Source organism: Kribbella sp. NPDC051137, from assembly GCF_040682535.1.
In the GTDB taxonomy this organism is placed as follows: Bacteria; Actinomycetota; Actinomycetes; order Propionibacteriales; family Kribbellaceae; genus Kribbella; species Kribbella karoonensis.
On the sequence record NZ_JBFBBI010000007.1, the window covers coordinates 96,681 to 122,603 of the forward strand.

Annotated in this window: 25 protein-coding genes; 14 read left to right on the forward strand and 11 right to left on the reverse strand. The window is 69.6% G+C overall.

Annotated elements, in window-relative coordinates:
- Window positions 1–17: 17 nt before the first annotated feature.
- The 5 genes from AB0M51_RS35775 to AB0M51_RS35795 all read right to left on the reverse strand — a co-directional run bounded on the left by AB0M51_RS35775 (window position 18) and on the right by AB0M51_RS35795 (window position 4,146).
- A complete protein-coding gene (locus tag AB0M51_RS35775; RefSeq protein WP_363752604.1) occupies window positions 18–731 on the reverse strand; it encodes a response regulator transcription factor in 714 nt (237 codons plus the stop codon).
- Entirely contained in the window at window positions 728–1,339 is a 612-nt protein-coding gene (locus AB0M51_RS35780; protein ID WP_363752607.1) for a response regulator transcription factor, read from the reverse strand. Before AB0M51_RS35780 ends, AB0M51_RS35775 begins: the two co-directional genes overlap by 4 nt.
- Window positions 1,336–1,965 carry an ATP-binding protein gene (locus tag AB0M51_RS35785; RefSeq protein ID WP_344198568.1) on the reverse strand — a complete coding sequence of 210 codons (630 nt, stop codon included), beginning with the start codon at window positions 1,963–1,965 and terminating at the stop codon, window positions 1,336–1,338. Before AB0M51_RS35785 ends, AB0M51_RS35780 begins: the two co-directional genes overlap by 4 nt.
- Before the next feature lie 452 nt (window positions 1,966–2,417).
- On the reverse strand, window positions 2,418–3,479 hold the full coding sequence (locus AB0M51_RS35790) for a HAMP domain-containing sensor histidine kinase (RefSeq protein WP_344198566.1): 1,062 nt from the start codon (window positions 3,477–3,479) through the stop codon (window positions 2,418–2,420).
- A gap of 1 nt (window position 3,480) precedes the next feature.
- Complete coding sequence (locus AB0M51_RS35795) at window positions 3,481–4,146, reverse strand: response regulator transcription factor (protein WP_344198564.1); 666 nt, start codon at window positions 4,144–4,146, stop codon at window positions 3,481–3,483.
- Between the two features lie 192 nt (window positions 4,147–4,338).
- On the opposite strand from AB0M51_RS35795, the gene AB0M51_RS35800 reads away from it, so the two are divergent.
- Window positions 4,339–5,133 carry an alpha/beta hydrolase gene (locus AB0M51_RS35800; RefSeq protein WP_344198562.1) on the forward strand — a complete coding sequence of 265 codons (795 nt, stop codon included), beginning with the start codon at window positions 4,339–4,341 and terminating at the stop codon, window positions 5,131–5,133.
- A 10-nt stretch (window positions 5,134–5,143) separates the two neighbouring features.
- Window positions 5,144–5,920: a helix-turn-helix transcriptional regulator gene (locus tag AB0M51_RS35805; RefSeq protein WP_344198560.1), complete on the forward strand. Its 777-nt coding sequence runs from the start codon at window positions 5,144–5,146 to the stop codon at window positions 5,918–5,920.
- Here AB0M51_RS35805 and AB0M51_RS35810 read toward each other — a convergent pair.
- A complete protein-coding gene (locus AB0M51_RS35810) occupies window positions 5,910–8,756 on the reverse strand; it encodes an FHA domain-containing protein (RefSeq protein WP_363752613.1) in 2,847 nt (948 codons plus the stop codon). The genes AB0M51_RS35805 and AB0M51_RS35810 overlap by 11 nt on opposite strands.
- Before the next feature lie 450 nt (window positions 8,757–9,206).
- On the opposite strand from AB0M51_RS35810, the gene AB0M51_RS35815 reads away from it, so the two are divergent.
- Entirely contained in the window at window positions 9,207–11,507 is a 2,301-nt protein-coding gene (locus tag AB0M51_RS35815; RefSeq protein ID WP_344198556.1) for a M4 family metallopeptidase, read from the forward strand.
- 57 nt (window positions 11,508–11,564) lie between these two features.
- Here AB0M51_RS35815 and AB0M51_RS35820 read toward each other — a convergent pair whose 3' ends face one another.
- Both AB0M51_RS35820 and AB0M51_RS35825 read right to left on the reverse strand, forming a co-directional pair.
- Window positions 11,565–11,768, reverse strand: coding sequence for a hypothetical protein (locus AB0M51_RS35820; RefSeq protein WP_344198554.1), 204 nt, complete (start codon window positions 11,766–11,768; stop codon window positions 11,565–11,567).
- A complete protein-coding gene (locus tag AB0M51_RS35825) occupies window positions 11,765–12,022 on the reverse strand; it encodes a hypothetical protein (RefSeq protein WP_344198552.1) in 258 nt (85 codons plus the stop codon). Before AB0M51_RS35825 ends, AB0M51_RS35820 begins: the two co-directional genes overlap by 4 nt.
- Window positions 12,023–12,121: 99 nt before the next feature.
- Between AB0M51_RS35825 and AB0M51_RS35830 the strand changes: the two genes are divergently transcribed.
- Window positions 12,122–12,706, forward strand: coding sequence for a TetR/AcrR family transcriptional regulator (locus tag AB0M51_RS35830; RefSeq protein WP_344198550.1), 585 nt, complete (start codon window positions 12,122–12,124; stop codon window positions 12,704–12,706).
- Window positions 12,707–12,741: 35 nt separating this feature from the next.
- Here AB0M51_RS35830 and AB0M51_RS35835 read toward each other — a convergent pair whose 3' ends face one another.
- The gene (locus AB0M51_RS35835) at window positions 12,742–13,920 is read right to left on the reverse strand and encodes a hypothetical protein (protein WP_363752618.1); all 1,179 of its coding nucleotides are present in this window, start codon (window positions 13,918–13,920) and stop codon (window positions 12,742–12,744) included.
- Window positions 13,921–14,045: 125 nt separating this feature from the next.
- Between AB0M51_RS35835 and AB0M51_RS35840 the strand changes: the two genes are divergently transcribed.
- The 10 genes from AB0M51_RS35840 (at window position 14,046) to AB0M51_RS35885 (ending at window position 24,521) form a co-directional block, all read left to right on the forward strand.
- Window positions 14,046–14,963 carry a nucleotidyltransferase domain-containing protein gene (locus tag AB0M51_RS35840; protein ID WP_363752621.1) on the forward strand — a complete coding sequence of 306 codons (918 nt, stop codon included), beginning with the start codon at window positions 14,046–14,048 and terminating at the stop codon, window positions 14,961–14,963.
- Window positions 14,953–15,708, forward strand: coding sequence for a nucleotidyltransferase domain-containing protein (locus tag AB0M51_RS35845; protein ID WP_363752624.1), 756 nt, complete (start codon window positions 14,953–14,955; stop codon window positions 15,706–15,708). The genes AB0M51_RS35840 and AB0M51_RS35845 overlap by 11 nt, the downstream gene beginning before the upstream one ends.
- Window positions 15,709–15,835: 127 nt before the next feature.
- The gene (locus AB0M51_RS35850; RefSeq protein ID WP_363752627.1) at window positions 15,836–17,953 is read left to right on the forward strand and encodes an alpha-galactosidase; all 2,118 of its coding nucleotides are present in this window, start codon (window positions 15,836–15,838) and stop codon (window positions 17,951–17,953) included.
- 39 nt (window positions 17,954–17,992) lie between these two features.
- A complete protein-coding gene (locus tag AB0M51_RS35855) occupies window positions 17,993–18,934 on the forward strand; it encodes a sugar ABC transporter permease (protein WP_344198540.1) in 942 nt (313 codons plus the stop codon).
- A complete protein-coding gene (locus AB0M51_RS35860; protein WP_344198537.1) occupies window positions 18,931–19,812 on the forward strand; it encodes a carbohydrate ABC transporter permease in 882 nt (293 codons plus the stop codon). The genes AB0M51_RS35855 and AB0M51_RS35860 overlap by 4 nt, the downstream gene beginning before the upstream one ends.
- The gene (locus AB0M51_RS35865; protein ID WP_344198535.1) at window positions 19,809–21,164 is read left to right on the forward strand and encodes a sugar ABC transporter substrate-binding protein; all 1,356 of its coding nucleotides are present in this window, start codon (window positions 19,809–19,811) and stop codon (window positions 21,162–21,164) included. Before AB0M51_RS35860 ends, AB0M51_RS35865 begins: the two co-directional genes overlap by 4 nt.
- 170 nt (window positions 21,165–21,334) lie before the next feature.
- Window positions 21,335–21,880, forward strand: a complete 546-nt coding sequence (locus AB0M51_RS35870) for a DUF1707 domain-containing protein (RefSeq protein ID WP_363752633.1) — start codon at window positions 21,335–21,337, stop codon at window positions 21,878–21,880.
- Window positions 21,877–22,290 (forward strand): hypothetical protein, encoded by a 414-nt coding sequence (locus tag AB0M51_RS35875; RefSeq protein ID WP_344198531.1) that lies wholly within the window; start codon window positions 21,877–21,879, stop codon window positions 22,288–22,290. Before AB0M51_RS35870 ends, AB0M51_RS35875 begins: the two co-directional genes overlap by 4 nt.
- Window positions 22,283–23,743: a multicopper oxidase family protein gene (locus tag AB0M51_RS35880; protein ID WP_363752637.1), complete on the forward strand. Its 1,461-nt coding sequence runs from the start codon at window positions 22,283–22,285 to the stop codon at window positions 23,741–23,743. Before AB0M51_RS35875 ends, AB0M51_RS35880 begins: the two co-directional genes overlap by 8 nt.
- Before the next feature lie 43 nt (window positions 23,744–23,786).
- Entirely contained in the window at window positions 23,787–24,521 is a 735-nt protein-coding gene (locus AB0M51_RS35885) for a DUF3592 domain-containing protein (RefSeq protein WP_363752640.1), read from the forward strand.
- Between the two features lie 3 nt (window positions 24,522–24,524).
- Here AB0M51_RS35885 and AB0M51_RS35890 read toward each other — a convergent pair whose 3' ends face one another.
- Complete coding sequence (locus AB0M51_RS35890; protein WP_344198527.1) at window positions 24,525–24,704, reverse strand: hypothetical protein; 180 nt, start codon at window positions 24,702–24,704, stop codon at window positions 24,525–24,527.
- Between the two features lie 87 nt (window positions 24,705–24,791).
- Window positions 24,792–25,889, reverse strand: a complete 1,098-nt coding sequence (locus AB0M51_RS35895) for a sulfite oxidase (protein ID WP_344198525.1) — start codon at window positions 25,887–25,889, stop codon at window positions 24,792–24,794.
- Between the last annotated feature and the right edge of the window lie 34 nt (window positions 25,890–25,923).

Here is a 25,923-nt window from a genome sequence, read left to right on the forward strand (position 1 = left end):
AGACGAGAACGTCTACGTCAAGAGGATGATCCGGGCCGGTCGCCGATTACGGACGCTTCGGTCTCGTCGATGCCGGTCACACCGTGTGAGCGGGCAAAGGCGACCAGTGCGAGTGTCGAGTGCTGCTCCGAGCGGCGCAGCAGACTCTGGATGTGCGTCCGGACCGTGTTGGTGGACACGAACAGGTGCGCGGCGGCCTCGGCGCGGGTCATCCCGGACACCAGGCAGCGCAGCACGTCGAGCTCGCGGTGCGTGAGCTGGTCGACGAACCCCGAGGCGGCGCGTTGCCGGCGTACGTCGCTCATCAGGTGCTGGAGGACCGGCTGCAAGGTCGCCGGCGCGAGGTACATGTTTCCGTCCAGGACCTGCCAGAGAGCTTCGACGAGCGCGCTCAGCCGGGTCGTCTTGGTCAGCCAGCCCTTCGCGCCGGCCTCGAGCGCCTGCACGATCGAGCGCGGATCCGTGCTCCCGGACAGCATCACGACCGCGGGTGGTGCGGGGTCGTCAGCGAGCTCGGCGAGCAGGTCGTTGCCGGACTCCCCGGCCAGCGAGAGATCGAGCAGCACGAGGTCCGGGCGGTCCGAGGCGATCAGGGTCCGGGCAGAATCGAGGTCGGACGCGACGCCGACCGTGCCGATGCCGGGCTCCGCGGCAAGCAGGTTCGCGAGCGCCTCGGCGAAGACGCGGTGATCGTCGACCAGCAGCACCGCCACCCCGGACGGCCCGGTCACTGCTGCCCGTCCGCGGCGAGCTCCTGGACGTCGACGAGTCCGGCGGAGGCGGCGGCGCGGGCGATCTTGCCGCGGGCGTGCACGCCGAGTTTGCGCAGTACCTGCTGGACGTGGGTGCGGACGGTGTGTCTGCTGACACCCAGCCGGTCGGCTATCCACTGGGTCGAGTAGCCCTGCACCACGAGCCGCAGTACCTCGAGTTCCCTGCTGGTCAGCGGCTCGACGACGGCTGCCCGGCGGCGGCGTTCGGACGCCGGCCGGCCGGCGGTCACATGATTGCCTTCAGCAACCGACTCGACCGCGTCCACGAGCGTCTGCAGAGGGCAGGACTTGCTCACGACCGCGTCGACGGTCCCGCGGTCGTACGCGTCCCAGGCGTTCTCGTCCTGCGGATCGGCGAGCAGGACGACGTACGCGCCGGGGTCTCGCAGGCGCTCGGCCGTTTCCGGCGAGTCGAGGACGAACAGCTGCGGCTGCGCGCGGTCGGCCTCGGCGAGCAGTTGGCGGGCGTCATCCGTGCTGAGGACCACCTCGTGACCGTGTTGCGCGAAGGCGGCGGCGAGGACGGTGGCGAACAGCCGTTGGCCGTCGCAGATCGCCAGTTTCATGCCGACCTCACCCTGGGATGCCCGACGGGCAGGCAGAGCCGGACGGTGGTGCCGCTGCCGGGCAGACTGGTGACCTCGATCCGGCCGCCGAACGCCCGGGCCGCGGCCGCGACCACCTGCAGGCCGTGACCGGTGCCGGCGGCGATCTCGCCGAAGCCGGGACCGTCGTCCGACACCTCGACGGACGCCTCACTCCCGGCCGAGTCGACGCGCAGCTGGACGTGACCGCCACCGCCCGCCGCACGGCAGGCGTTGTCGAGCAGGTTGCCGACCGCGCGGCGCAGCAAGGCCTGGTCGGCGGCCACCACCACGCGCGGCGCGCGTTCGAAGATGACCGGCACCCGGTACGTCAGGCGCACCAGCTCGGCGCACTCGCCCGCGAGCTGGGTCAGGTTGACGCCGCCGATCCGCCGCGCGGGCGTCTGCTCGACGTCCAGCAGTTCGGCGATGGCCCGGAACTGCTGGTGGATCAGCGCCAGCCGGCCCGGTCCGCCGAGGTCGGCGGCCTCCGGTTCGGACAGGAACAGTCCCGCGGCGACGTACTGCCGCAGGTCGTGGCACAGCTGTAGCAGCTGCTGCGAGTCGTCGTACCCGATCGTCGTCGGCGACGCGTCGGCAGCGGTCATCGGTGACCCCCCTCAGGTCCACCCGAGCAGGCCGCCCACCGCGGCCGCACGTCGCCAAGCCCTCGATGACCACGGACGGTCACAAGTCGACCGTGGATACTGCTCGAGCCCCCCGGGCCACGCGTCTCGGTCCCAGGCACCAGTAGAGGCCGCTACCAGGCGAAAGAGGCAGGTCTGACCGGGATACGTCATGATTCGGTCATCTTCGCGTCATCTGGTGTTCAGCTTACGGACAACTACATAGAGTGATTCGAGTCGGGAGAACGGGCTGCGTACGCCGGACCGGCCGGCCGGGATGCCGGTCGCGACGAGGGGGTGTCGTGGACCGGGACCGGTACGGCGTCCGGAGCCTGTGGGGTGCGTCCGGCACATCGGCGACGTACGCAGCCATGTTCCCCTGTTGGCAGCGTGACGGCGGACCTCGCCCCGCGGCAAGAAAGATGACGGGGCCGTCATCGAGTGGACAGGCTCCGCACCGGCAGCCGGAGCTCGAAGACGGCGCCGCCGGCCGGCCCGTTCCGCGCGGTGAGGGTGCCGCCGTGAGCGATCGCCGTCGACCTGGCCATCGCGAGACCCAGGCCGGTGCCCATCCGCCCGTTCGGCGGGACCCGGTGCCAGAACCGGTCGAAAACGTGCGGCAGGTCCTCCGGGTCGATGCCCGGCCCGGAGTCGGCGACCTCCACGACACACCAGGGGCCTTCGCGGACGCAGCGCAGGCTGATCACGCCTCCGTCGGGGGTGAAGTTGACCGCGTTCTCGACCACCGCGTCGAGGGCCATCTCGATCCACTCCGGATCGGCGGTGATCGTCCCGGTCGGCGCACAGTCGAGCTGCCAGTTGCGATCCGGGCGGGCCGACCAGTTCGCCGCGAGCTCGTGGACCAGGTGACACAGGTCGACCGGTTGGGTGGACAACCCGTCGCCGGCGTCCAGCCGGGCGACCGCGAGCAGCCGGTTGGACAAGGCGGACATCCGGTCGAGCTGCAGCATCGCCACCGAGAGGTCGGCGCGAACGTCGTCGTCGAGGTCGGCGGCGGCCGCCAGCTCCAGGTGGCCGCGGGCGATCGTCACCGGGGTCCGGATCGCGTGCGAGGCGTCCCGGAAGAACTCGCGTTCCCGTTCGACCGCGCGCAGTTGCCGGTCGGCCATCCCGGCGACCTCGGCGACCGCGGCGGCGCGCCGCCGTACGTGCCAGATCATCACCAGCAGGACCAGCGGCATCAGCGGGATCTCGGCGAGCTCGGCACTCGCCAGCCGGCCCTCGTCGGCGTGCGACGCCATCAGCCAGCCGCTCAGCACCGTGATCACCGCCGTCGCCACGAGCGTCGGGACGACCGGCCAGATCCGGTACGCGTAGGCGATCGCGACCGCGAGGAACATCAGGTGGAAGGGCGCCGCCTCGTGGCCGGGGAGCGCGATCATCAGCCCGAGCATGCCGACCACGACCGCGGCCACCGCCACGTCGATCAGCGCGCTCACCGGCCGCGGTGCCCGGAACGAGGTCGGCGGCGTCACCTCAGGCGCTCTGGAGTTGGTAACCGACGTTGCGCACCGTCAGGATCAGCTCCGGACGGATCTTCGACCGCAACCGGCCGACGCACACGTCGACGACGTTCGTCGACGGGTCGAAGTCGTAACCCCAGACCTCGGACAGCAGCTCCTGCCGCGAGCAGACGGCGTCCGGGTTGCGCATCAGGTACCGCAGCAGCAGGAACTCGCGCTTCGGGAGCACCGTCGGCCGCCCGTCGACGAGCAGCTGCCGGGCCTCCAGGTCGAGGATCAGGTCACCGACCCGCAGCTGGTTCTTCCGCCGGCTCGACGCGTCCTCCCCGAGCCGGCCGCGGACCCGGGCGATCAACTCCCGGATCGCGAACGGCTTCGCCAGGAAGTCCACCGCACCCTGTTCCAGGCACCCGATCCGGAGGTGTACGTCGGCGGTCGCGGACAGGATCAGCACCCGGAACCCGGAATCCTGCGCCAGCAACGCTGACAGCACCGCCTCACCGTGCATCCCCGGCATCACCAGGTCGAGCACGATCAACGCGGGCTGCTGCTCCAGCGCCAGCCGCAGGCCCCCCAGCCCGTCGGTCGACCCCAGGACCTGATACCCCTCCGCCTCGAGCGCCCGCCGCACGAACCGGATCAGATCGGGCTCGTCGTCAATTACCAGAATCTTGGTCATCCGTGCCCCCTCAGGATGATGACCACAGCCATACCACTGCCGCCATTCTGGAATCTCGGGACCGCCCACGGAAGCCCCCGTAACACTTTCGTGCCGCGCTCTGTCAATCACTCGTTTACCTCGGTGAGGCCCGCGTGAGCCGTGCCAGTCGCGTGTCAGGGCGGTGTCAGTGGGGTTTGGCATCCTGTGGGAGTGGGTGAGATCGAGGTGATGGGCGGGGTCGCGGTCGAGAGTTTCGGGGCCGGGCCGGGGGTGGTTGTGGTGCCGGGGACCAACCGGCGGGCGCATCACTACGAGCCGTTGGCGCGGGCGCTGGCCGGGGCACACACGGTGCATGTGGTCGAGCGGCGCGGGCGGGGCGAGAGCGCTGCGCGGGGTACGTCGTACAGCGTGGAGGCCGAGGTCGACGACGTACTGGGGGTGCTGGAGCGGACCGGGGCGCGGGTGGTGTTCGGGCACAGTTACGGCGGGTTGATCGCGTTGCACGCCGGGTTGCGGCAGGCGCTGGACGCGTTGGTGGTGTACGAGCCCGGCGTCAGCCTGGACGGGTCTTTCGACCTCAGCTGGATGGAGGCGTTCAACCGGAAGGTCGCGGACGGGCGGTTCGTGTCCGCGATGACGACGTTCCTGAAAGGCGCACAGCTGTTGCCGTTCCGGGCGACTCCGTTGCTGTGGGCAATCTCCGTGCTGCTGCTCTACGGGCGCGAGGAGCGGGACCTGATGCCGTTGACGCCGGCCGAGCTCGGCGAGATCGCCCGACTGGACTCCGACGGCAGCCGGTACGCCCGGATCACGGCCCCGACGCTGTTGCTCGGCGGCACGAAGACCCCGGCGTACCTGACCGGCGTACTGCCGCAACTGGCGAAGATCCTCCCGAACGCCGAGTACTCGATCCTCCCCGGCCTCGACCACAACGCCCCCGACGAGACCGCCCCGGACGAGGTTGCCCGCCAGCTCCGCCAGTACCTCGTCCGCCAGAGCCGTTAGCGTTCCCGAGGTGGACAGACCGGTTGGGGAGTTGTTGCGGGAGTGGCGTCGGCGGCGGAGGCTGAGCCAGCTGGAGCTGGCGATCCAGGCGGACGTGTCGGCGCGGCACGTGAGCTTCGTGGAGACCGGGCGGACGACTCCGAGCAGTGCGATGGTGCTGCATCTGGCGGAACAGCTCCAGGTGCCGCTGCGGGAGCGTAACCGGCTGCTGGTCGCGGCCGGGCATGCGCCGATGTACCGGCAGGCCGCGCTCGACGACCCGGACGGCACGCGGGTCCGCGCCGCGCTCGAGCGGTTCCTCCAGGCGCACGCGCCGTACCCGGCCCTGGCCGTCGACCGGCGGTGGAACCTGCTGCTTGCGAACGACTCGTTCACCGCGTTCCTCGCCGCCGTCGACACGAAGTTGCTCGAGGCACCGGTCAACCTGATGCGACTCGGCCTGCACCCGGACGGCCTCGCGCCGCGGATCACGAACCTCGAGCAGGTCCGCGGCTACCTCCTGCCCCGTCTCGCCCGCCAGGCCGCGTCGACCGGCGACCCGGTGCTGCATCAGCTGTACGACGAACTCGTTGCCCACGGCCCGGTCGTGGCCGCGCTGCCGGATCCGGCCGAGATCGCACTCCCGATCCAGCTCCGGCACCGGGGCGTCGAGCTGTCCTTCCTGACCGCGGTCACCACGTTCGGTACGGCGTTCGACGTCACGCTCGAGGAGATCGCGATCGAGACCTACCTCCCGGCGGACGCGGCAACCACGGCGTACTTCCGGCGTTTGCGAGCTAGTTGCTGAGGAACACCTTCGGCACCGCGAACGTGGTGGTGCCGGACTTGAACGTGAGCACCGCCTGGGTCGCGCTGTCCGGGAGATGGCCCTTGAACGTGATCGTGCCGTGCTCGCTGCCGCCCGCGTCGATCCGGCTCGGCCAGGAGCTCTTGCCCGGGTCGGCCCGCAGCGCGGTGCCGTCGGCGGCGGTGAACGTCGTACCGTCGATCGGGATCGAGAACGCCTGCTTGCCGCTGTTCGCGACCTGGACCTCGATGCGGGTGAAGTGACTCGTGTACGTGACGTTCTCGACCGTGACGGTGATACCGGAGCCGGACTTCGCGACCGGTTTCACCAGCCGGTCGGCGCCCGACTCGTTGCCGGTCAGGTAGCCGGCGACGTACTCCGTGCCCGCGGTCAGCGCGAACCCGCCGACGCCGACGCCGACCAGCACGAGGACGATCGCGATCAGGACCGGTACGTCGAATCTGCCGGGGCGGTGCGGCTTCGGCCCGGCCGCGTCGATCAGCGCGAGCACCATGCCGGCGACGAGCGCGATGCTCGGCGCGACAAGCCACCGAAGCATGCCGCCGGCGCCGGTGGCGAAGAAGCCGGCGATCAGGTTGACGACCAGCCCGACCACGACGATGCCACCGGACACGACCAGAACCCGCGGCAACCGCACGGTCCCAACCGCCTCGCGTTCTCCCTCCGCAAAACCCGCCCGCTGCCCGGGCTCCCGCTCGAGCTGGTCGCCGCCCCGCCGGTCGTGCGCCCGGCGCCCGCCCCGCCCCTGCCCGGACCGGCCGTCCCACGCCTGCCGGTCGGGACCGCCGTCATACGGGTGCTGGTCGACCAGTCCGTCAACGGGTTGCCGCCCGGGCACACCGTCATGCGGCTGCTGGTCGGACCCGCCGTCGCCGGTTTGCCGCCCGGGCACACCGTCGGCCGACTGCCGGCCGAGGAGATCATCGAGAAACTGCTGCCCGGGCACGCCGCCGGTCGACTGCTGCCCGGGCACGCCGGGGAACTGCTGGCCGGGGAGGTCGTCGGGCGAGTGCTGGCCGGGTACGCCGTCGGGGAACTGCCGACTGGGTACGCCGCCGGGTGGCTGCTGCCCGGGGAGGTCGTCGTCGGGTTGGCCGGATGGGCCGTCCCACGGTTGCTGCCCGGATCGGCTGTCCCACGCGTGCTGGTCGGGTCCGCCGTCATGCGGGTGCTGGTCGAGCACTCCGTCGGCGGGTTGCCGCCCGGGTACACCGTCGGGCGACTGCTGGTTGGGGAGGCGGGTGGTGGGTTGCTGGGCGGAGCGACGGTCGGCGCCGGTGTAGCGGTCTGTGGGGGACGGCCAGCTGGCGGACTCGTTCCAGTTCGGCGCGGACTGCTCGATCTGCCCGGAAACCTCCCACGGCGACCGCACCGGCTCCGGGCTGTCCGCGGACGGATAAGCCGCCCACATCCCCCCGCCTCGCCTCTCGAACCCAGGCACCAGGCCCACCGGCCCATCCTCCGACCCGTCGAACTCACCCTCAGCAGGCACCTCCTCCTCACCAGCACCCACCCCGAACGACCCGCCGCCCACCCCCTCCGCCGCGAACGGGCCGCCACCGGCCCGCTCCGCCTCGAACGGGTTGCCGCCCACCTGCGCTGCCGGGAACGGGTTGCCGCCGGCGTGCTCCGCCTCGAACGGGTTGCCGCCCACCTGCGCTGCCGGGAACGGGTTGCCGCCCACCTGCTCTGCCTGGAGCGGGCTGCCGTCGGCGTGCTCTGCAGGGAGCGGGTTGCGGTCGGCTTGCTGCGCCGCGAACGGGCCGCCACCGGCCTGCTCCGCCGCGAACGGATTGCCGTCGGCGTGTTCTGCTGGGAACGGGCTGTCACCCGACTGCTGCGCCGGGAACGGGCCGCCGCCGGCCTGCTGCGCCGGGAACGGGCCGCCGCCGGCCTGCTGCGCCGGGAACGGGTTGCCGTCGGGGCGCTCTCTCGGGAACGGGCTGTCGCCCGCCTGCTCCGCCGGGTAGGCGCCCGCGTCGGAAGCCGAGCTGTAGGCGGTTGGGTAGCCGGGGGCGCGGTGGGAGCCGCCGGAGGGGCCGGTCGGTGCGGCTTCCCCGGGAGGTTGGAGGTCGGGTACGGCGTACCCGTTGTCCCCAAGCGCCTCCGCCGGAGCCTCCGCGTCGGCGGGTGCGTACGGCGCGGCCTGGTCGGAGGAGATCGGGGCAGGGTTCCCGGCAGCCTCCGGGAGGCTCACCTGCGCGGCAGGTCCACCCTCAGCAGGCGCGTCTGAGTACGAGACCCCACCGGCCGGTTCGGCGTACGCCGCTGCACCTGCAGGGTCCGCGTGCCCCGCCGCTCCTGGAGGGTCGGCGTGTGCCGCTCCTGAAGGGTCGACGTGCACCGCTGCGTTTGAAGGGTCGGCGTACGGCGCCGCACCTGGAGGTCCGGCGTGCGCGGCGGCTCCTGAAGGGTCCGCGTACGCCGCGACATCTGGAGGGTCGGCGTGAGCCGCTGCACCTGCAGGGGCGGTGTGGGGTGGTGGGGTGGTGGTGTCGGTGGGGGGTGGCTGGTTTGTGGGGTGGGTGGGGGTGTGGAACGTGAGGATGGAGCGGCCGATGTGGATTCGGTCGCCGTTGGTGAGGGGGGTGGGGGTGGTGAGGCGGTGGCCGTTGAGGCCGGTGCCGTTGCGGGACTCGTCGTGCAGGGTCCAGGTGGTCGCGTCGCGGGTGAGGCGGGCGTGGATGCGGGAGATCTGGTCGTCGGCCTGCAGGCGGATGTCGGCGTTCGAGGCGCGGCCGACGGTGATCGTGGTGGCGCCGGGCGGAAGCGGCCAGCGCTGGTCGCCCAGGGACAGCACGAATTCGGTTTCCACTCACACCCCAGCCGGCGTCGTCCTGCTCGCGATCCGTCGCGCCGCGCGAGGCGTCGCACCCCGCGGCAGCCGACCCGTCTGCGCGATTCTGCCATTCACACCTGCCCCAGAACACCAGCAGTTCGCTGACCGCGCAACTTGGCGACTGTCCGCGTCGGCACCCCCGCGCGTCGTGATGATTCTCAGCTTCGCCACAGCTATGTCAGCGCTTGGTAGCCATGACAACGCGGTCAGTTGTCATCGGCGTGCCAACGGCACGACAGCGCCTTGCCCACCCCCGGCGCCGGACATAGTGTCTCGCCGCGCGATTCATCGGGATGAAATGGAAAGGGGCTTTCCGAGGCAGCTCCCGAACTGAAGCGGCCGGAGGTTCCAGGGGGACTTGGTGCACCACCTGCAGTCCGGCTCAGCGCGCAACCCGCCCAGCACCATTTTCGCGAAGGGACCACCATGTTCCAGCGTTCCCGCAAGCCTGCCGTCGTGCTCGGGGTCACCAGCCTCGCCGCGGCAGCACTCGCCGGACTCGGTACGTCGGCCGCAGGCGCCGCCCCGAGTGCGGCCCCGCCGCCCCGTCCGTCAGCTGCGCAGTCGAAGGCTTTCGCCGCCGGCTCCGCGTCCTCGCTGGTGGCCGGCCGGCCGAGCGCCCTGCACGCCTCGAAGGACGACAAGTTCACCGCGAAGCCGGTGATCTCGGACCCGTCCGGTCTGCAGTACGTCCCGTACGAGCGCTCGTACAAGGGTCTCCCGGTGATCGGTGGCGACTTCGTCGTCGTCACCGACAACAAGGGGGCCGTGAAGTCCACGTCGGTCGCGCAGACCACCGCCGTACCGGACCTGGCGACGACGGCGAAGGTGACCGCCGCGGCCGCGCAGAAGACCGCGAACAAGCAGCTGAAGCGGGTCGACTCGTCGACCACGCCGACGCTGGCGGTCTACGCCCTCAAGGGCACGCCGAAGCTCGCGTGGCAGAACCGGGTCAGCGGCAGCAGCGGCAAGGAGCCGTCGAGCCTGTCGGTGTACGTCGACGCGCAGACCGGCAAGGTGCTCGGTACCCAGGAGCACGTGATGGCCGGCAATGGCACGGCGGCGTACAGCGGACCGAACCCGGTGCACCTGGACACCACGCTGTCCGGCAGCACGTACTCCCTGAAGGACCCGAACACCACCAACCAGTCCTGCCAGGACGCGGCGAACAACACCACGTTCTCCGGTCCTGACGACAACTGGGGCAACGGCAACGCGACCAGCAGGGAGACCGGCTGCGTCGACGCGCTCTTCACCGCGCAGACCGAGCGGCACATGCTGACCGACTGGCTCGGCCGCAACGGCTTCGACGGCAACGGCGGCGGCTGGCCGATCCGCGTCGGCCTGGCCGACGTGAACGCGTACTACGACGGCTCGCAGGTGCAGGTCGGTCACAACAACGCCGGCCAGTGGATCGGCTCGATGGACGTCGTGGGCCACGAACTGGGCCACGGCATCGACGACCACACGCCGGGCGGTATCTCCGGCAGCGGCACCCAGGAGTTCGTCGCCGACACGTTCGGTGCGGCGACCGAGTTCTACAGCAACCAGGGCTCGGCCTACGACCCGCCGGACTTCTACGTCGGTGAAGAGGTCAACCTGGTCGGCAACGGCCCGATCCGCAACATGTACGACCCGTCGCAGGTCGGCGACCCGAACTGCTACTCGAGCTCGATCCCGGGCTCCGAGGTGCACGCCGCGGCCGGACCGGGCGACCACTGGTTCGTGCTGCTCTCGCAGGGCAGCGGCGGTTCGCCGAACGTCCCCACCTGCAACAGCTCCACGGTGACCGGTGTGGGCATCCAGAAGGCCATCAAGATCATGTACAACGCGATGCTGATGAAGACCAGCAGCAGCTCGTACCTGAAGTACCGGACCTGGACCCTGACCGCCGCGAAGAACCTGTACCCGGGCAGCTGCTCCGAGTTCAACTCCGTCAAGGCGGCGTGGGACGCGGTGAGCGTACCGGCGCAGTCCGGTGACCCGACGTGCAGCACCAGCGGCGGCGTCACGGTCAGCAACCCCGGCAACAAGACCGGCACGATCAACGTGGCGCTCACGCCGTTCACGCTGACCGCGTCCGGCGGCACCTCGCCGTACACCTGGTCCGCGACCGGCCTGCCGGCCGGCGTCACGATCGGTTCGTCGACCGGCACCGTGTCCGGTACGCCGACCGCGAGCGGCACGTTCAACGTCACCGCGACGGCCACCGCGAGTGCGGGTGGCTCGGGTACGGCGCAGTTCACGATCACCGTCAGCGGCGGCACCGGCAGCTGCTCCGGCCAGAAGCTCGGCAACCCCGGCTTCGAAACCGGTACGGCGGCGCCGTGGACCGCATCGTCCGGCGTGATCGACAACAGCACCTCCCAGCCCGCGCACAGCGGTTCCTGGAAGGCGTGGATGGACGGTTACGGCACGACGCACACCGACACCCTGAGCCAGTCGGTGGCGATCCCGGCCGGTTGCTCGGCGACGCTCTCCTTCTACCTGCACATCGACTCGGCGGAGACCACCACTTCGACCGCGTACGACAAGCTCACGGTGAAGGCGGGCTCGACGACGCTGGCGACGTACTCGAACCTGAACAAGGCGAGCGGCTACTCGCTCAAGTCGTTCAACGTTTCGTCGCTGGCCGGCCAGACGGTGACCATCAGCTTCACCGGCACCGAAGACAGCTCCCTGCAGACCTCGTTCGTCGTCGACGACACGGGCCTCAACCTGAGCTGACGTAACCAATGCATCGGCCGCCGTATCCCTTCCGAGGGGTACGGCGGCCGACGTACGTCAGGCGGGAACCGAGTCGAACCGGCCCTTGAGCGCGGCCCGCAACTCCTGCGTGGGCGTCCCGGCCGCGAGCCCGCCGCCCAGCTCGGCGAAGAACCCCTCCAGCCCGGCCGGCGTGACCAGGATCAGCGCGCGGGCGTCGGCGCTCGCGGTGAACCCGTGCCGGGTGCCGCGCGGGACGTACACCCAACTGCCGGGTGTCACCTCGACCTCGTCGGTCCCGATCGTGAAGGTGAACAGGCCGCCGACACCTGGATGCACTCCTCGCGGTCGCGATGGATGTGCGGCGGCGGGCAGGCGGCGTTGCCGCGGAAGTCGATCAGCTCGAACGCGCCACCGGTCTGCGTTCCGCTGAGTGCCACCCGCCCGATCATGGGCAGTTCCCGTCCCTCGTCCGGACCCACCACCAGGGCCTGCGGCCCGGCCGTCGCAACCTCGGACTTCGAAAGCTCGGTCATCGAAAGTTCCCCTTCCCCCTGATCGGCGATAACATGTCACCGAAGTGCCTTTATGGCACACGAGTGACATTAAGCCGCCCGAGGGACGAGGTCAACAGCGTGGCCAGAGACAACCAGAAGCGCCGGACGCGCAAGGCGCTCGTGGAGGCGGCCGGGCGGTTGATCGCGGAGGGACGGCGGCCGTCGGTCGCCGAGGTCGCCGATGCCGCGGACATCTCCCGGCGGACGGCGTACCGGTACTTTCCGAGCGCGGAGCAGTTGTCCGTCGAAGCCACGCTGGAAGCGACGCGGCAGAACATGGAGCTGTCGATCGACGCCGGCCGGTCCGGTGAACCGGTGGCCGACCGTGTCGACCGCCTCGTCGACGCGCTGTCCGCGATGACCTTGGCCAACGAAGCGCTGCTGCGTCAGATGATTCGCTTCACCATCGACCGTGATCCGATCGAGCCCGGTGTGCCGCCACGACCGGCCCGGCGGCTGGAGTACGTCGAACGTACGCTGGCGCCGCTGCAGGGCGGACTGGACCGCGACGAGCTCGACCGGTTGACGCACGCGCTGACCGTTGTCATCGGCATCGAGTCGACCATCGTGCTGCGTGACATCTGCGGACTCGACTCCGCGGAGATCCTCCGCGTCCAGCACTGGGCAGCCGGAGCACTTCTCGCCGCGGCGACGGGGAAGTAGGCCTGGCGCCCGGGCGTCGGGCGCCAGGCCGGGCATCACCCCAGGCTCATCCGGGGTTCGCCGTTGACGAGGCCGGTGCCGGCGATCGCGCAGGTGCCGCCGCGGTTCTGGGTGTAGGTCTGGCGGACACAGTTGCGGAGCGCCAGTTGGGCCCAGTAGTTCGGGTGCAGGGACTCCTGGATGTAGTAGTCGGAGCCGACGGTGGTGACGGTACGGATCTGGTTGATCCACTCGGTCTTGTCGACCGCGGTCGACTGCTTCCACGAGGTGAGGCCGACCTCCTCGTACAGGCCGACGCCCTTCTCGCACAGCCGGCGGCCGTTGAACGCGGACTGCAGTTCGAGCAGTCGGGTGTTGCTCAGCCCGGACCGGCCGATCGCGTCCCGGACGGTGTTGTTGATCGTGACCAGTGCGGTGCTGTTCGCCCAGTCGGCGTCGGCGTTCCAGAACCCGCAGCCGCCGGTGCTCTGCCGGGTGTAGCCGCTCTGGCCGTACCGGAACCCGGTGGCGGCCGGGATCGGCGACGGATACGTCTGTACGACGAGGTTCCACGAGGTGTCGCCGTACCCGGCGTTCCGCATCGCGATGCGCAGGTTCTGGAACGCGGTGACGATCTTCGCCCGGACCGCCGCGATGTTCGTCGACGTGAAGTTCGCGACGACCGACGAGTCGTCCTTGCAGTAGTCAGGGTTCCACGACGGCGACAACAGGAAGTCCTGCACGCACTTGGTGACGATCGACGCGAAGTTGAAGTCGTTGCCGCCGATCGAGACGACCACCTGCTTGACGTTGTGGTTCGCCGCGAACTGCTGCAGCAGCTTCGCCTGCCCGAGATGCCCGGCGCCGTCGTCGTAGAAGTCCAGGCCCGGCTTGAAGTACTCGCCGGTGCCGGTGGTGGTGCGGGCGCCCGAACAGGCCAGGTTCAGTCCGCCGACGCCGCCGCCGAGGTACGCCTCGGCGGACTGACTTCGATGGCACCGCGGGATCACCTCGGCGGTCTGACTCGCGTTGTCGTAGTACGCGGTCGTGCCGAGTGCGTCGGCCGGCGCCTCGGACTCGTTCGAGCTCCCGGCCCAGCGGCCGGCCTCGCCCGAGATGTAGGAGTCCCCAACGGTCACGACGTACGGCGTCCCGGATCCGGGTCCGTCGGCGTGCGCCGGGGGAGCGACCAGGCCGAGCCCGGTCAGGGAGAGCAGGAGAACTGCTGCGGACACTCGACGACGCCGGAGAAGATGGGCAGAGTGCATGGAAGGCCTCTCACGCCGGGGAGTTTCGGTGGACCGAGCGTACTGATACGTACGCGCGCTGTCATGGTCCCGCCGTGCGGCAGGATGTGCGAGTGGCAGTTCATGGACCGCAGTTGCCGGTCGGTACGCAGGTCGTGGTCCGGGTGGCCGGGCCGGACGATCAGGGTGGTACGGCGCAGCGTGGGGCGACCGGGCGGGTGGCCGGCGTGACCGCGGACGGGCGGTACACGGTGCGGCTGGTCGACGGGCGGGAGACCGTGGTGCGACGGGACCAGCTCAGTCTCCGGACGGCGTACCAGGACGAGGCGCTCGGACTCGAGCAGCCGGACGGGGACCGCCTGGTGCGGGAGCACACGATCTATGCGGCCGTGGTTGGTTCGCGGGCGTTCGGGCTGGACACCGAGGACTCCGACACCGACACCCGCGGTGTGTACGTCGCGCCGACCGAGGCGTTCTGGTCGCTCGCGAAGCCGCCGGCGCATGTGGACGGGCCGGAGCCGGAGTGGTTCTCGTGGGAGGTCGAGCGCTTCTGCGAGCTCGCCCTCAAGTCGAACCCGAACCTGCTCGAGGTCCTGCACTCGCCCGTCGTCGTCCGCCGAACACCGCTGGGTGACGAGTTGCTGGAGCTGCGGAGATCCTTCCTGTCCCAGCTCGCCTACCAAACGTATTCCGGCTACGTGCTCAGCCAGTTCAAGAAGCTGGAGACCGACTTCCGCCGCGACGGCAGGCCGAAGTGGAAGCACGTCATGCACCTGATCCGGCTGTTGCTCTCCGCGAAAGAACTGTTGCTCGAAGCAACGCTGGTTGTCGACGTCGGCCCGCACCGGGAACGACTGCTGGCGGTCAGGCGCGGCGAGGTCCCCTGGCAGGACGTGGAACGCTGGCGCCTGCAACTGCACGAGGACCTCGACGCGGCACTGCAGCGCACGATCCTCCCCGCGACGCCGGATGTGCCGACCGTCGACAACTGGCTGCGGTCGGTCCGGAGGAGGAGTCTCGATGGCGCGTGACATGCGGCACCTCGACCACGCCGAGCTGCGCGGAATCATCGGTGAACAGCCGTACCCGTTGCTCTTCGCAACAGTCTCCGGAGCGCACCTGTACGGCTTCCCGTCCCGCGACTCCGACGTCGACCTGCGCGGCGTCCATGTCCTGCCGGCCACCGAGGTCGTCGGTCTCCGGCACGGTCCCGAGACCCGCGACCGCACCTGGTTCGAGAACGACGCCGAGGTCGATCTGGTCACCCATGACCTGGCGAAGTTCGCCCGCCTGATGCTTCGCCGGAACGGCTACGTTCTCGAGCAGGTCCTCTCGCCGCTGGTGGTTCTCACCACGCCGGAGCACGAGGAACTGCGAGAACTCGCGAACGGCTGCATCACCAGGTGGCACGCCCACCACTACCGCGGCTTCGCGAAGACCCAGTGGGAGTTCTTCGAGAAGAAGCGCGAGCTGAAGCCGCTGCTGTACACGTTCCGCGTGCTGCTGACCGGGATCAACCTGATGCGCACCGGGATCGTCCAGGCGGATCTGCGGGAGCTGCCGGGCGGGCCGTCGTACCTGCCCGAGTTGATGGCGGCGAAGGCGGAGGCGGAGCACGCCCCGCTGGACGGGCCGTCCGGCGACCGGCTGGCTGCGGACGTCACGCGGCTACAGAACGTGCTGGACGAGGCGGAGGCGGTCACCGGCCTGCCGGATCGGCCGTCGGTCGAGGACGGGTTGAACGAGTTGCTGGTCAGGGTCCGGCTCGGCCGCTGATCAGGCTCTTTTCCTTCGTTGTAGACACGCTTAGGCTATTTACTTAACTTCGTGAAGCATTGACAACGGGCCTGGCGGGGTAAATAGTTCCGTCCTGAAATCAATCAGAAAGCAGAGTGAATCAACAGTGGCGAACATCGAGATTCTGCAGCTCCGGGCCGCCGGCGTCAGCCTGGTGCTGGACTGCTCCGGTCCGGCGCTGCCGTCCGTCCTGCACTGGGGTGCGGACCTGGGCGAGCTGACCGGGAACGCTCTGCTGGAACTGCGGCGCGGCGCCGGCGCGGTGCAGACCGGCAGCGGCCTGAACGAGGACCTGCCGGTCGCGATCGTGCCGGAGTACTCGGCCGGCTGGTTCGGCCTGCCGGGGCTGAACGGGCACCGCGACGGCCAGGACTTCTCCGCGCACTTCCGCCTCACGAACGTCGCACAGAGCGGCAACACCGTGCAGGTCGACGCGGCCGCCGCGGGGCTCGAGTTGAAGCTCACGATCGAGCTGACCGACTCCGGCCTGGTGAAGACCAAGGCGGACCTGACCAACACCGGTACGACGCCGTACACCGTCGACGGGCTGTTCCTCGCGCTGCCGGTGCCGACCGAGGCGACCGAACTGCTCGACCTGACCGGCCGGCACATCGGTGAGCGGCACCCGCAGCGGCACGCGTTCACCCAGGGCGCACACATCCGCGACAACCGCCGCGGCCGTACCGGCGCCGACGCCACACTCCTGCTGCTGGCCGGCACCGAGAGCTTCGGCTTCCGCACCGGCGAGGTCTGGGGCGTGCACACCGCCTGGAGCGGCAACCACCGTTCGTACGCCGAGCGCGGCATGACCGGGTACGGCGTGATCGGCGGCGGCGAACTGCTCCTCCCGGGCGAGGGCCGCCTGCGATCCGGCGCGACCTACAGCACCCCGTGGATCTACGGCTCGTACGGCGTCGGCCTCGACCAGGTGTCGCACCGCTTCCACGACTACCTGCGTGCGCGTCCGCAGCACCCGAGGACCGAGCGTCCCGTCGTACTGAACACCTGGGAGGCCGTGTACTTCGACCTCGACCTGGCGAAGCTGAAGTCGCTCGCGGACGCGGCCGCCGAGGTCGGCGCCGAGCGGTTCGTGCTCGACGACGGCTGGTTCCGCGGGCGCCGCGACGACCGCGCCGGGCTCGGCGACTGGTACGTCGACGAGGGCATCTGGCCGAACGGCCTGCACCCGCTGGTCGACCATGTGAAGGGTCTCGGCCTGCAGTTCGGGCTCTGGGTGGAGCCGGAGATGGTGAACCCGGACTCGGACCTGGCCCGCAAGCACCCGGACTGGATCCTCGCCGCCGGCGACCGGACGCCGCCGACCGCGCGCAACCAGCAGGGCCTGAACCTCGGCATCCCGGAGGCGTACGACTACATCCTCGAGCGCCTGGACAGCATCCTCGGCGAGTACGACATCGCGTACCTGAAGTGGGACCACAACCGCGACTTCGTCGACGGCGGCAACCAGCTCACCGGTACGGCGGGGATCCACGAGCAGACGGCCGCCGTGTACCGGCTGATCGACGAGCTGAAGCGCCGGCACCCGGGCCTGGAGATCGAGTCCTGTTCGTCCGGCGGCGCCCGCGTCGACCTCGGCATCCTGGAGCGCACCGACCGGGTCTGGGGCAGTGACAGCAACGACGCGCTGGAACGCCAGACCATTCAGCGGTACACGCAACTGCTGCTGCCACCGGAGCTGATCGGCTGCCACGTCGGCCCGCCGCGGGCGCATACCACCGGCCGGACGCAGACGCTGTCGTTCCGCGCGATCACCGCGCTGTTCGGGCATTTCGGCATCGAGTGGGACATCGCGTCGGCGTCGGCCGGGGAACGTGCGGAGCTTGCCGGTTGGGTCGCGTTGCACAAGGAGCTACGCCCGCTGCTGCACACCGGCCGCGTGGTCCGCGCCGACCGCGGTCCCGACGACGTGCTCGTGCACGGTGTCGTGGCGCAGGACGGCTCACGCGCCGTCTTCGGCGTCGTACAGACGAAGCAGTCGGTCACGTCCGCCGTCGGCCGGGTTCGGCTGCCCGGACTCGACCCGCGGACGACGTACCGCATCAGCAAGGTCACGACACCCGGTCCCGAGTCGCGGGCCGCGGCCTGGTCGGCGGACGGTGGAAGCGTGGAACTGAACGGCGCCGCCCTCGCCTCGGTCGGAGTGCTCATGCCCGCGCAGTGGCCCGAGAGCGCGATCTTGCTGGACGTGACAGCGATCGGGTAAGCCCGCCCGATCGCGCGAAACAACAGAAGGAGATCCCCCGTGACCGCCACCACCAACGCACCACCCAGTCAACGAAGTCACGGGGGACAGGCCGCGCCGCCGGGAAGGAAGCGCAGCCTGGGCGACCTCAAGGTCGCGATGATCTTCCTCGCCCCGGCCACGCTCGGCTTCGTGGTGTTCTACATCTGGCCGACGCTGCGCGGCGCGTACCTGAGCTTCACCGAGTACAGCCTGCTCACGCCGCCGAAGTTCAACGGGCTGGCCAACTACGACCGGATGATCCACGACAGCTTCTTCTGGAACGCGCTCGGCGTCACGGTCGAGTACGTCGTGATCAACATCGGCCTGCAGACCGTGCTGGCGGTCGGGATCGCGATGCTGATGTACCGGCTGACCAAGTCGATCACGGTCCGGGCGATCATCCTGGCGCCGTACCTGGTCGCGAACGTGGTCGTCGCGCTGGTCTGGTACTGGATGCTCGACGTCCAGGTCGGTGTCGTGAACACGTTCCTCAGCTGGTTCGGGATCGACCCGATCGCGTTCTTCGGCGACTCGCACTGGGCGATCCCGACCGTTGCCGGGATCAACGTCTGGCGGCACATGGGATACACGGCGCTGCTGGTCTTCGCCGGCCTGCAGACGATCCCGTCGTACGTCTACGAGGCGGCCGAGGTGGACGGATCGACCGAGTGGAAGACGTTCTGGCGGATCACGCTGCCGCTGCTGCGGCCCGTTCTGGTGATGGTCCTGGTGGTCACCATGATCGGGTCGTTCCAGATCTTCGACACCGTCGCGGTGACCACACAGGGCGGTCCGATCAACGCGACGCGGGTCATCTACTACTACATCTACGAGCGGGCGTTCACCCGGTTCGACTTCGGGTACGCGTCGGCGATGGCGCTGGTGCTGTTCGCGATCCTCGCCGTGGTGTCGCTGGTGCAGCTGCGGCTGCTGCGGGCGAAGGAGAGTGATCTCGCATGAGGCGTCAGGTGAGTATCGGCCGTACGGTCGCCTGGATTCTGCTTTTCGTCCTGCTGATCGTCACGCTCTTCCCGTTCTACTGGATGTTGCGTACGGCGTTCTCCGACAACACGCAGCTCCCCGGACATCCGCACTCGCTGCTGCCGGTGGAGACCACGCTCGGCGCGTTCAAGCGAGTGCTCGGGTTGTCGTCGATCGAGGAGGCACAGGCGCAGGGCGGTTCCGGTGCGGCCGTGAACTTCTGGCTGTACCTGCGGAACTCCTTGGTGGTGGCAACGGTCACGACCGTGTGCCAGGTGTTCTTCAGCGCGATGGCGGCGTACGCCTTCGCCCGGCTGCGCTGGCCCGGGCGGGACAAGGTGTTCGCGCTGTTCCTGGCCGCGCTGATGGTGCCGCCGATCTTCACCACGCTGCCGAACTTCGTGCTGATCAAGAACCTCGGGCTGCTGAACAGCTTCGCCGGCATCATCCTGCCGGGCGCGTTCATGACGCCGTTCGCGATCTTCTTCCTCCGGCAGTTCTTCCTCGGCATCAACCGGGAGCTCGAGGAGGCGGCGATGATCGACGGCGCCGGGCACCGGCGGATCTTCTTCGGGCTGATCATCCCGATGAGCGGGGCGCCGATCGCGACGCTGGCGATCCTGACCTACATCAACTCCTGGAACGACTACTTCTGGCCGCTGCTGGTCGGCCAGCAGGAGAACGTCCGGGTGCTGACCGTCGCGCTCGGCGTGTTCCGCTCGCAGACGCCGCAGGGCGGTCCGGACTGGGCCGGGCTGATGGCGGCGACGCTGGTCGCGGCGCTGCCGATGATCATCCTGTTCCTGGCGTTCGCCAAGCGGATCACGAACTCCATCGGCTTCTCGGGGATCAAATGAATCTCTCACGAAGGACCCTGCTGAAGGCAGGACTCGCGTCGCTCGCCGTACCGTCCGTTGCCGCCTGCAACAACGGGGCCACGGCCCGGGGCGACGGCGAGATCATATACTGGCTGTGGGACTCGGCGCAGCTGCCGATGTACACCGAGTGCGCGAAAGTGTTCCACGAGCAGAATCCGCAGTACTCGGTGAAGATCGAGCAGTACGGCTGGAACGACTACTGGTCGAAGCTGGTCACCGGGTTCATCTCGGACACCGCGCCGGACGTGTTCACCGGGCACTCCTCGAAGTACCCGCTGTTCGCCGCCAAGGGGCAGGTGCTGCCGATCGACGAGTACGTGTCCCGGGACAAGGTGGACCTGGAGATCTACCAGAAGGGCCTGGCCGATCGGTGGATCGGTGCCGACGGCAAGCGGTACGGGTTGCCGAAGGACTGGGACACCGAGGTGTACTTCTACAACAGCGCGCTGACCGAGGCCGCCGGGATCAGTGCCGAGCAGCTCAACTCGATGACGTGGAACCCGCACGACGGCGGGACGTTCGAGCAGATCGTCCGCCGGCTGACCGTCGACTCCAAGGGCCGCCGCGGCGACCAGCCGGGGTTCGACAAGGGCAACGTCAAGGTCTACGGACTCGGGTACGCCGACGCCGGCGGTGGTGACGGGCAGACCAGCTGGAGCTGGTACGCCGCGATCAACGGCTGGAAGTACTCCGAGGGCGAGCCGTGGGGGACGAAGTTCTTCTACGGCGACCCGAAGTTCACCGAGACGATCGGGTGGTGGCGCGGGCTGATCACCAAGGGCCTGATGCCGACGTACGCGCAGGCGAAGTCCGGCGTCGACGTGACCACGTCGTTCGGTGCGGGGAAGTACGCGATCACGCCGAACGGGTCGTGGATGCTCGGCACCTACGGCACGCTGAAACAGGTCAAGACGAAGCTGGCGCGGCTGCCGATCGGGCCGATCGGGAAGCGGATGTCGATGATGAACGGACTCGCGGACACCATCTGGGCCGGGACGACCCGGCGCGAGGCGTCGTGGGCCTGGGTGAAGTTCCTCGGGTCGCAGACCGCGCAGGACATCGTCGCCAAGGCCGGGGTCGTGTTCCCGGCGGTCGCGGCGAGCATGCCGGCGGCGAAGGCGGCTTTCGCCAAGAGTGGGTGGGACGTGACGCCGTTCCTGGAACCGGTCGAGGCCGGGGACGTCTTCCCGTACCCGGCCAACCCGAACGCGGCGGACGTCACCGCGGTGATGACGCCGGCGATGGACGCGGTGATGTCGTTCGAGGCGGATCCGTCGTCGCTGGCCAAGGCGAACCGCGACGTGAACCAGATCCTGTCGGTGAACAAGTAGGGGTAGACCCTGGGTGCGACTACGCCCGGGGGAGTACGCCGTACTGCGTCGAGCGGTGCAGTGTGCTCCTCCGGGGGTAGCGGAGGTGTCGCCGCCGAGGCGACGCGGATCGGGGGTCCGGAGCGACAACCTTGGTGCCATCGGAGAACCTTCGAACACCAGGGAGAGTCATGAACGAGGAGAGGCCGGGCGGACCGATCCGCATCGGCGACCGTGAACGCGAGGACGCCGTCCGGCGCCTCGGCGAACATTACGAAGCCGGCCGGCTGACCGCGGAGGAACACTCCGAGCGTGTCGAGCAGGCCCTCAAGGCGAAGACCGAAGCAGACCTGCGGGCGCAGTTCGCCGACCTCCCCGGGTCGCACCAGACCGGCGCCGGCGGCGCGCAGGGCGAGGAAGGCGAGGGTTGGGCCGGCCCGTGGGGCTGGAGCAAGCCGCCGTGGACGGCACCGGAGAACTCCGCAGCCAGTTCCGGGCCGTCGGGACCCGGCGCCGGCAGCGGTGGATTCGGCGGTCCGGGCGGGCGGCCGCCGTGGGCTGCGCGCGGGTTCATCAGCCGGGTGCCGCTGCCGTTGCTGATCGCGCTGGGGGTGCTCGGCGTACTGGCCTCCATCGGCTGCGTGTTCGGCGGCGGGCACCCGCCGATCCTGCCGATCGCGTTGATCGTGGCCGCGGTGTTCGTGATCCGGAAGCGCCGGATGGAGCGCCGGGCATGAGAAACGTGTACCGGATCGTCGGCCTGACGATCGCGATCGCGGTCGTCCTGCAGGTCGCGTCGATCGCCTTGTCCGGCTTCACGATCGCGAAGGACGCGAACGACGGCGCTTCGATCGGCGCCGACTACAGCAACTTCGGCGAGACGTACCACAGCATCGCCGGTTCGGTGATCGGCCTGCTGGCGCTGGTGTTCCTGATCGTGTCGTTCCTTACCGACGTACCGCGCGGCCGGGTCCTGGCGGGGGTCGTCGTCGGCCTGGTGGTCGTGCAGTTCCTGCTCGCGGTGGTGTCGTTCGGCGTACCGGCACTGGGCGTGCTGCACGGCATCAACGGCCTGGTGATCGCGGGCATCGCGAGCGCCGGCGCCCGGCGGGCCGCCGTACCGAAGGAATCCGTGACCAGTGCCTGAGGTGCGGAAACGGAAGTGGGGCAAGCTGGTCGCGCTGGGGGTGGTGCTCGCGGTGCTCGTACCGCTGGGCTACCTCTGGGCGACCAGCCTGGTCCCGGGGCAGTACAACCCGGCCGACATGGGGTACGCCGACTACGGCGGCGGCACTCACTCGATGGGTCACATGGACCACATGGGTGGGATGAGTGTCGCGGACCTGACCGGGCCGAAGACGGGTACGCCGGACGTGAACGTGACGCTGGTCGCGCGGAAGCAGAAGTACCAGCTGGCGTCCGGGGAGACCGTCGACGGGTACACGGTGAACGGCACGTCGCCGGGTCCGCTGATCCGGGCGAAGGTCGGCGACGTGGTCCAGGTCACGTTCGTGAACGAGTCCGTGCCGGACGGCGCCACGCTGCACTGGCACGGGATCGACGTACCGAACGCCGAGGACGGCGTCGCCGGAGTCACGCAGGACGCGGTGCCGGTGGGCGGGAAGTTCGTGTACCGCTTCAAGGCGGAGCAGGCGGGGACGTACTGGTACCACTCGCACCAGGTGTCCAGCGACGAGGTGAAGGGCGGCCTGTTCGGCCCGATCGTGATCGCACCGGCCACTCCTGGTGAGGTGGTCGCGACGATCCACACGTACGACGGGAAACGCACGATCAACGGGCGGACCGGGTCGGCGCGGGTGGACCTTCCGGCGGGTACGCCGGCGCGGGTGCGGGTGATCAACACCGACAACACGGTCCTCCGCGTCGGGCTGCTCGGGTCGTCGTACAAGGTGGTCGCGGTCGACGGTCACGACGTCCACGGGCCCACCCTGACGACGGCCGCCTATGCACTGCCCGCGGGCGGTCGGGTGGATCTCGAAGCGGCCGTCCCAGCGGACGGTCTGCGGTTGGTGGCGGGCGCGTCGTCGTTGTCGCTCGGCATCGCCCCGACGGGCACCGATCCGCCGAGCGGGGACCTGCCTGGTGACACGGTCGACCTGCTGAAGTACGGGACGCCGGCGCCGCTGGGTTTCGACCCGTCGAAGGCGAACCGGAACTTCGAGTACCGGATCGGCCGTACGGCGGGCTTCCTGGACGGCAAGCCCGGCCTGTGGTGGACGATCAACGGCCACAAGTTCCCCGACGTACCGATGTTCATGGTGGCGGAGGGCGACGTGGTCCGGATGAAGATCTCGAACACCAGCGGCCAGGCCCATCCCATGCACCTGCACGGCCACCACGTGGTGGTCCTCTCCCGCAACGGCGTAGCCGCCACCGGCTCCCCGTGGTGGACCGACACGCTGGAGGTCGGAAACAAGGAAACCTACGAGATAGCCTTCGTGGCCGACAATCCGGGCCTCTGGATGGACCACTGCCACAACCTCCCGCATGCTACCGAGGGACTCATGACGCACCTCATGTACGAAGGCGTCACCACCCCCTACCGGGTAGGAGGCCACTCCAAAAACCAACCGGAGTGAAACCAGCTGTTGCCGGGGAGCGTCCATCTCTCATGATGGTCCGATGAGCAGCCGCGACGACGACCTCCACGGTCGCCAGCTGATCCTGCTGTTGCTCTTCTTCTGCACGGTCGGCGGCGGCCTCTACCTCGTGGGCTGGCTCACCCGGCCCAGCTGGCTGTACGACAACCCGCTCGCCTGCGGAATGATCGCCGGCGGGGCCTGCATCCCCGCCCACGGGCTCGTCGAGAACTTCGGCTGGTGGAAACGGTTGGAGCCGCCGACGAAGCGCACCCAGACCCGGCGGGACCGGGCGGTGTCCCGCGCGTTGGCGTCAGCGCGCGCGGCGCGGGACGGACGTCGGCGGCGGCTCGGGTGGCGGACCGTGGTGCTCAGGGCCGCTCGGGTGCTGGTCGGCGTACCGATCGCGCTGGGTTCGTTGGCCATCCTGCCGCTCGGATTCTTGAGCGGACAAGACAACCAGCAGCTGATCGCTCACGGGCCGGTCCAGCAGGCCGTGGTGGTCTCGGTGACCGAGGACAAGTGGTCCAGGTCCCGTGAGGTGACTGTCAAGGTGGCGCGCCCCGGTGACGGTGTCGCGGTTGAGGTGGACGGTGGGGACGAGTTGGATCCAGAGCCGGCGGTGGGAGACCGCATCGACGTGGTGGTCGACTCGGAGGATCCGTCGAATGTGGTGGCTGCGCAGGTCGACTGGTCGATGCCGTGGTGGGCCTGGCCGTTCGCGATCGTCGTGAGCCTGGTGATTCTGGCCGTTGGGCTGGGGATCGCGTTCGGGTGAGGCTCAGGACGCCTGGTCGAGGGCGGCCAGGTGGGCGCAGGCGGCTTCGAGGGCGGCTGGTTGGGTGGTGTAGATGCCGTACCAGAGGGGGTTGTCCGGCTGCGGGTCGAGTTCGTCGTCGACGTCGGCGTACCACTCGTCGGTGGTGCGGAAGATCCGTGCGTGCAGATGGTTGCCGTTCACCGTCACACTCCTGGAAGTGAGAACCGTGTGCCCAACTCCAGGATGTGACGGCGGTACGGCGGAACGTGCGAGCGACACGCGGTGCGGTCAGGTGACCAGGACCGTGATCCGCTGGGCGGTGTTGTTCGCGAAGCCGCCGCGGTTCCACTCGGCCTCGATCGGCTGCTCGCGGCCGCCGGCGTCGTACGCACGGACCGTCAGCACATGCTCGCCGGGCGTCGCCTCCCAGTCGTACGCGAACGCCCGCCAGGCGTACTCGTCGTTGCCCGGGGCATCCAACCGGGCCTCGTGCCAGTTCACCCCGGCGTCCGTGCTGACCTCGACCCGTTCGATCGGCGCCCACCCGGACCAGGCCCGGCCGAACAGCGGAACGGGGCCTGCGGCAACGAACCGGTGCCGGCTCATGAAGTCCGGGAACCCCGGCGGCACCAGCAGCGCCCGTGGCTCGATCCGGGTCACCGGCAGTCCGGGCTCGTCCGCCCCGGTCCGGAACCGGTACGCGACCGCGTTCTGGAACCCCTCGAACGCGTGGTCGATCACCTCGACGGACCGCAGCCACTTCACACTGGCCATCCCGTACCACCCGGGTACGACCAGGCGCAGCGGATAGCCGTGCTGCGGCGGCAACGGCGCACCGTTCATCTCCCACGCCACGATCGCGCCCGAGTCGAGTGCCTCCGCCACGGTCAGCGCCCGCTGGTAGTCCTGCTCGACGCCGCGCTCCACCCCGTGGTCAGCGCCGGTGAACACCACGTCCACCGCGTTGTCGCGCACCCCGGCCGCCCGGAGCAGATCCGCCAGCAGCACGCCCGTCCACTCCGCCGTACCGACGGCCTCCGACAGCCACGGCTGGCTGATCGGCCGCGGCTGCAGGGTCGCCCGCCCGTTTCCGGCGCACTCGAGCGTGACCCGGATCGTCCGTCGGCCCATCGCCCGCAGCTCGGTCAGCCCGAACGACAGCGGCTCCTCGACGCACCCGTCCAGGGTCAGTCGCCAGTCGCTCGCGCCCGTCGCCGGGATGTCGTAGTGCACGAGTACGTAGTGCAGCCCCGGCGGCGTCACGTCGTACCTCAGGCCCTCCAGCGGCATCGCGTGGTTCCGCGCCGCGAGCTGGAGCTCGTCGGGTGTGATCCCCTCACCGGTGTCCGCCAACCGCCCCCGGACACTGAAGTCGCCAACAGACATCTCAGTCCCCTCCCCTTAGGGCAAAGGCTAGTGG

Excerpts from the sequence above, each read along its gene's own strand:
- AB0M51_RS35780 (WP_363752607.1), bottom strand. The coding sequence starts at position 1,339 with ATGAAACTGGCGATCTGCGACGGCCAACGGCTGTTCGCCACCGTCCTC.
- AB0M51_RS35785 (WP_344198568.1), bottom strand. The coding sequence starts at position 1,965 with ATGACCGCTGCCGACGCGTCGCCGACGACGATCGGGTACGACGACTCG.
- AB0M51_RS35795 (WP_344198564.1), bottom strand. The coding sequence starts at position 4,146 with ATGACCAAGATTCTGGTAATTGACGACGAGCCCGATCTGATCCGGTTC.
- AB0M51_RS35815 (WP_344198556.1), top strand. The coding sequence starts at position 9,207 with ATGTTCCAGCGTTCCCGCAAGCCTGCCGTCGTGCTCGGGGTCACCAGC.
- AB0M51_RS35825 (WP_344198552.1), bottom strand. The coding sequence starts at position 12,022 with ATGACCGAGCTTTCGAAGTCCGAGGTTGCGACGGCCGGGCCGCAGGCC.
- AB0M51_RS35845 (WP_363752624.1), top strand. The coding sequence starts at position 14,953 with ATGGCGCGTGACATGCGGCACCTCGACCACGCCGAGCTGCGCGGAATC.
- AB0M51_RS35860 (WP_344198537.1), top strand. The coding sequence starts at position 18,931 with ATGAGGCGTCAGGTGAGTATCGGCCGTACGGTCGCCTGGATTCTGCTT.
- AB0M51_RS35865 (WP_344198535.1), top strand. The coding sequence starts at position 19,809 with ATGAATCTCTCACGAAGGACCCTGCTGAAGGCAGGACTCGCGTCGCTC.
- AB0M51_RS35870 (WP_363752633.1), top strand. The coding sequence starts at position 21,335 with ATGAACGAGGAGAGGCCGGGCGGACCGATCCGCATCGGCGACCGTGAA.
- AB0M51_RS35875 (WP_344198531.1), top strand. The coding sequence starts at position 21,877 with ATGAGAAACGTGTACCGGATCGTCGGCCTGACGATCGCGATCGCGGTC.
- AB0M51_RS35885 (WP_363752640.1), top strand. The coding sequence starts at position 23,787 with ATGAGCAGCCGCGACGACGACCTCCACGGTCGCCAGCTGATCCTGCTG.
- AB0M51_RS35895 (WP_344198525.1), bottom strand. The coding sequence starts at position 25,889 with ATGTCTGTTGGCGACTTCAGTGTCCGGGGGCGGTTGGCGGACACCGGT.